This window comes from Hungatella hathewayi WAL-18680 (assembly GCF_000235505.1).
Classification (GTDB): Bacteria; Bacillota; Clostridia; order Lachnospirales; family Lachnospiraceae; genus Hungatella_A; species Hungatella_A hathewayi_A.
The window spans coordinates 2,251,093-2,255,293 of the sequence record NZ_JH379027.1 but is presented as its reverse complement, the minus strand read 5'-3'; the positions used below and the strand labels follow the sequence as shown (position 1 = coordinate 2,255,293).

The 4,201-nt window shown below is 51.7% G+C and carries 8 protein-coding genes; all 8 read right to left on the bottom strand.

Annotated features, from left to right (window positions below; translation table 11 throughout):
• The coding region (locus tag HMPREF9473_RS28130) for a SpoVA/SpoVAEb family sporulation membrane protein (protein WP_006779997.1) at positions 1-166 on the bottom strand (166 nt) is incomplete at its 3' end.
• A gap of 67 nt (positions 167-233) precedes the next feature.
• Positions 234-662 (bottom strand): stage V sporulation protein AB, encoded by a 429-nt coding sequence (locus tag HMPREF9473_RS10070; protein ID WP_006779996.1) that lies wholly within the window; start codon positions 660-662, stop codon positions 234-236.
• Positions 652-1,278, bottom strand: a complete 627-nt coding sequence (locus HMPREF9473_RS10065) for a stage V sporulation protein AA (protein ID WP_006779995.1) — start codon at positions 1,276-1,278, stop codon at positions 652-654. Before HMPREF9473_RS10065 ends, HMPREF9473_RS10070 begins: the two co-directional genes overlap by 11 nt.
• The gene (locus HMPREF9473_RS27320; protein ID WP_006779994.1) at positions 1,275-1,439 is read right to left on the bottom strand and encodes a hypothetical protein; all 165 of its coding nucleotides are present in this window, start codon (positions 1,437-1,439) and stop codon (positions 1,275-1,277) included. The genes HMPREF9473_RS10065 and HMPREF9473_RS27320 overlap by 4 nt, the downstream gene beginning before the upstream one ends.
• Before the next feature lie 67 nt (positions 1,440-1,506).
• Positions 1,507-2,220: an RNA polymerase sporulation sigma factor SigF gene (gene sigF, locus HMPREF9473_RS10060; RefSeq protein WP_034858233.1), complete on the bottom strand. Its 714-nt coding sequence runs from the start codon at positions 2,218-2,220 to the stop codon at positions 1,507-1,509.
• 5 nt (positions 2,221-2,225) lie between these two features.
• Positions 2,226-2,654 carry an anti-sigma F factor gene (gene spoIIAB, locus HMPREF9473_RS10055; RefSeq protein ID WP_006779992.1) on the bottom strand — a complete coding sequence of 143 codons (429 nt, stop codon included), beginning with the start codon at positions 2,652-2,654 and terminating at the stop codon, positions 2,226-2,228.
• 25 nt (positions 2,655-2,679) lie between these two features.
• Positions 2,680-3,021 (bottom strand): STAS domain-containing protein, encoded by a 342-nt coding sequence (locus tag HMPREF9473_RS10050; RefSeq protein ID WP_006779991.1) that lies wholly within the window; start codon positions 3,019-3,021, stop codon positions 2,680-2,682.
• A gap of 154 nt (positions 3,022-3,175) precedes the next feature.
• The coding region (locus tag HMPREF9473_RS10045) for a tetratricopeptide repeat protein (RefSeq protein ID WP_006779990.1) at positions 3,176-4,201 on the bottom strand (1,026 nt) is incomplete at its 5' end.

The following is a 4,201-nucleotide window of genomic DNA, read 5'->3' as shown; positions in this document are numbered from 1 at the left end:
CGGTCTTCTCGTCCATTCCTGTGCTGGCCAGCCAGTTTAAGACTGCCTGCCCGATGGTGCAGATGACGCCTCCCACCAGAAACGCGCGGAAAATATTCAGCCACACGTTGTGGGTCGGGGTCACTTCTTTTACATAGGCGTCATAGGCCTGTTTGTTTATCTCCATATCAATCCCTCCTGATTCTCTATTCCCATTATCTCCCCAGTCCGTCAAAATATACCCGGAAGGGCCGTCAGCCGCCCTTCATCGCTCTGGAGAAATAAAACAGAGACCCCAGCAGTTTCCCAAGCCCAATCGACAGTATCATATACTGAATCCCCACCGCCAGATGAATTCTCCGGTTCATCACCGGCAGCGCTTTCAGCGTCTCCGCCAGGGACATCACCAAACATCCCACAAACACTCCAACCGACAATCCGAATATCCCCAGGAACCAAAATCCCCCCATCCGAATCGGCACCTCATACAAATCCACCACATTCCCCACAATCCCCCCTACAATAATCAGGGTCTCATACAGAAGAATATGTTTGTGTGTCTTCGTCTTCCCAATCAATCGCGGGTACACGCCGATAATCGCCAGAAAGGCGAATATCCCGGCTGCAATCACCCCGCCGGAGCAAAGCCCCATAAACGCCAGCAGCAGATATCTAAGTAACATCAATCCCAGACTCCTTTCTTCCATCATTCTGAATCAGAGTCTTGTTGATATTATCCTCATAGAGACGCATTTCCACCTCGATGGGCGTCGGGTCCGTGCTCAGCTTCGCCACCGCAAAATGATTGAAGAACACAATAATTCCCAATGCCAGTCCCACGGAATAGGACATCTCCAGAATCGTAAATCCCGGGGACTCCTCCCCCAGCACCACCAGATAGACCTCCTTGAACACATCCCCCACGCTGGCGTCATTGTTAAACGTCATGATGGCAAAAGCCGCCCCGCAGAAACACACCGCGCAGACGGCAAGGGTCTTGCACCACTGCCACACATACCTGGGCGCTTTCGCCTTCTGGTAGTCGATGATGTAATCCACTTCCCCGATGCTGTTGACCTGGATGGTGGAATCCACCTCGCTTATCTTCTTGATAATATCCAGCACGCTCTCCACGTACCGCTTGTCCCTGTCCTCTTTGATACTCTTAATCTTGATGGCATTACACTTGCTGACTATATTTTTATCGTCACAGTAGAGCTTTGCCACGTCCTTCAAGTACACATCCTTCTCGTGCACTTCGGTAATCTGGCTCACATTCAGGTACAGTGTCTTACTCATAAGCGCACCATCCCAAGGCTCTTTATGCCTTCCACCAGAGTCCCGCCCTCATAGCTTCCGCCCTGGGGCGTGCCAAACATGAGATACCATATGGCGGCCACAATAATCACAAGGCTCACAATCAGCACAATCAGCCCCGCTTTATGCTTCAAAAACTCCATACTATCACATCCAATCTTCTTAAATTTTACAGATAGTATGGCCTGCGGCGCCCGTTTCTATGCGGAGTTACATCCGCTCCCGCAGCTGTTTTAAAATTTTCTTTTCCATTCTGGACACCTGAACCTGGGAAATGTTCAGCGCCTGGGCAATCTGCGTCTGGGTCTGGTTTTCGAAATAACGCCGCACAATCAACTCCCTCTCCTTATCCCCCAGCGTGGTCAACAGTTCTTTCAGCACCATCTGGTTCAGCAGATGCTCCTGTGCCTGGCTCTCCTCCTCAATTTTATCAATCAGGTAAATGCTGGACTCATCATTTTTGTTGATGGTCTTATAAAGCGACTCCACCTCGGCCCCCGCCTCAATGGACGCCGCCACCTCCTCACGGCTGGCCCCAACGTCCTTTGCAATCTCCTCGATGGTTGGCTCCCGTCCCAGGCAGTAACTTAAGGATTCCCTGGCCTGCTTCACCTTCGCCCCCATCTCCTTGATGGAGCGGCTCACCTTTATCATCCCGTCATCCCGCAGAAACCGTTTGATTTCCCCGGTAATCATAGGCACCGCGTAGGTGGAAAATTTCACATCGTAGGACATATCAAACTTGTCAATCGCCTTGATTAACCCGATACTCCCAATCTGAAACAAATCCTCCATCTCGTATCCTCTTCCCTGAAACCGCCTTACGATACTCCATATCAGGCCAACGTTATCCATCACTAATCGGTCTCTTGCTTCTTTATCCCCTTCGTGCGCCATGGCAATGAGCCTCATAGTTTCATCCATGGCACTCACCCGCCAATTCGTTTCTTCATGGTCACCGTCGTTCCCTCATCCGGCGCCGACTCCACCCTAACTTCATCCATAAATGCCTCCATAAACGAAAAGCCCATGCCGGAACGCTCCCCGGTGGTGTCCGACGTAAACATAGGCTCCATGGCCTGCTTCACATCCCGGATGCCCACACCCTTATCCCTCACGATAACGGTCAGTTCATCGCCCTCCACACTGGCCTCTATGTAAATGATGCCGTCCTTTCCCTGGTAGCCGTGAATCACCGCGTTGGTCACCGCCTCGGACACCGCCGTCTTCACATCGTCCAACTCCTCCAAAGTCGGGTTCATCCGGCTAATAAATACCGCCACCACCACCCGGGCAAATTCCTCATTTTTGGACAGACTCTCAATCTCCATTCTGAGCTGTTCTTTCCTGTTTTCCATGTTCGTCTCCTTTCACCTTCCGGTCTCAGCCTGCAATCGCCGCTTCTTTTGTGTCATACTGGGGAACCAGCTTCGAGATGCCTCCGATACTCAACACCCGGAGAATCTGGGCCCCCGCCCCGTAGATGGACACCTTTCCTCCGCTGGCCTCCATCTGCTTGTACCTGCTAAGAATCACCCCAATCCCTGAGGAATCCATAAAATCCGTGGCGGAAAAATCAAAGACAATCTTTGCTATGTAATTTTCCGACAGAAGCAGATCCGTCTCATACTTTAAATTCCTGCAGTTGTGGTGGTCTAACTCCTTCGGCAGATGAATCACCAGCACATTTCCCTTTGCCTCATACGTAAATGAAGGTTCTGTCATTCTCAATTCCTCGCTTTCCTGTCTTCCCTAGTGTTGACAATTTTTTATACTTTGACACATTTTTCGACAAAATAAAAAGGCATTACAAAGACTCTCATCTTTTGTAATGCCTTTCCGGCCTGTCCGCGGGCGCTGCCCGCACCGCTTGCTTCTTTTAGTATCCCCGCTCCTCCCTGGCCTTCTCAGCCAGCTCCGTGCCGGAATAATTCATAATCACCTGCCCAAACAGTTCGTTGGACTTCTCTTTATCTTCCATGTTCTTATAAATAACCGCCATATCAAAAATCACCTGCGGGTTGTCCGGATAGATGTTCAGACTCTTCTGATAGTAGTCAAGGGCCCCCGCCGTGTCACCGGCCGCCGCTGCTGTGTCGCCCAGCGTCTCCAGCACCTTGTACCCTTCCGTCTCCATTTCCCCGCGAATCTCCCCAATCACCGCCTGGACGCCCTGGTCGGTAATCACCGCCGGGTTCAAATCCGCATACAGCCTGACGGCCTGCTCAAAGTTGTCATCCTTGTATGCCTTCAGAATCTGAATCACCTGCTGATACTGGCTCAGCTCCCCGCCATTGCTGTCCACAATGGACTGTAAGGATTCCTTGGCCGCGTCCCGCTCATCCTGGAAGGACGCCATCTCCTCCTTCATGGAGTCAATCTCCAGATTCTTCTGGTTCAGCTGCTCACTGATGGTTAAAAGCTCCTGGTTGTGCTTCTGATTCAGCGCCCTGGTATTGGCCGGCATGACCAGGAAGAAAAATGCCGCCGTCCCCAGCACCAGACCGGCGATGATATTGAGCACCGACTGCCAGCCCGTATTCTCCTTGTAGGTGGGCGGGATAATGATGTCGTCATCCTGCATCTGCCTGTGGGAAAATGCATTCTTCAGCTTCTTCTTCTCGATATCCGCCTTGCCCGTGTTGGCCTTCACAATGGACATGTACCACTGGGCCTTGGGATTGTTCTTGTCAATCTGAAGCACCTTGTAGAGAGAACGCCCCGCCTTGGTGTAGTCCTCCCGGTTCATATAGAGGAGGGCCAAAACCAGATGGGCCTTCACAAACTGGGGATTCACCTCCACCACCCGCGTCAGCTGCAAAACAGCCAGATCGTCACTGCCATTCTGGGCGTGAACCAGGGCCTGGTTGTACTTCTTCACATTCTGGCTGGTCACCTCAAGACG

What these genes read in the sequence shown, in the direction of transcription:
- HMPREF9473_RS10070 (WP_006779996.1), bottom strand. Translation starts at nt 662, where the DNA reads ATGTTACTTAGATATCTGCTGCTGGCGTTTATGGGGCTTTGCTCCGGC.
- HMPREF9473_RS10065 (WP_006779995.1), bottom strand. Translation starts at nt 1,278, where the DNA reads ATGAGTAAGACACTGTACCTGAATGTGAGCCAGATTACCGAAGTGCAC.
- HMPREF9473_RS27320 (WP_006779994.1), bottom strand. Translation starts at nt 1,439, where the DNA reads ATGGAGTTTTTGAAGCATAAAGCGGGGCTGATTGTGCTGATTGTGAGC.
- sigF (WP_034858233.1), bottom strand. Translation starts at nt 2,220, where the DNA reads ATGGATGAAACTATGAGGCTCATTGCCATGGCGCACGAAGGGGATAAA.
- spoIIAB (WP_006779992.1), bottom strand. Translation starts at nt 2,654, where the DNA reads ATGGAAAACAGGAAAGAACAGCTCAGAATGGAGATTGAGAGTCTGTCC.
- HMPREF9473_RS10050 (WP_006779991.1), bottom strand. Translation starts at nt 3,021, where the DNA reads ATGACAGAACCTTCATTTACGTATGAGGCAAAGGGAAATGTGCTGGTG.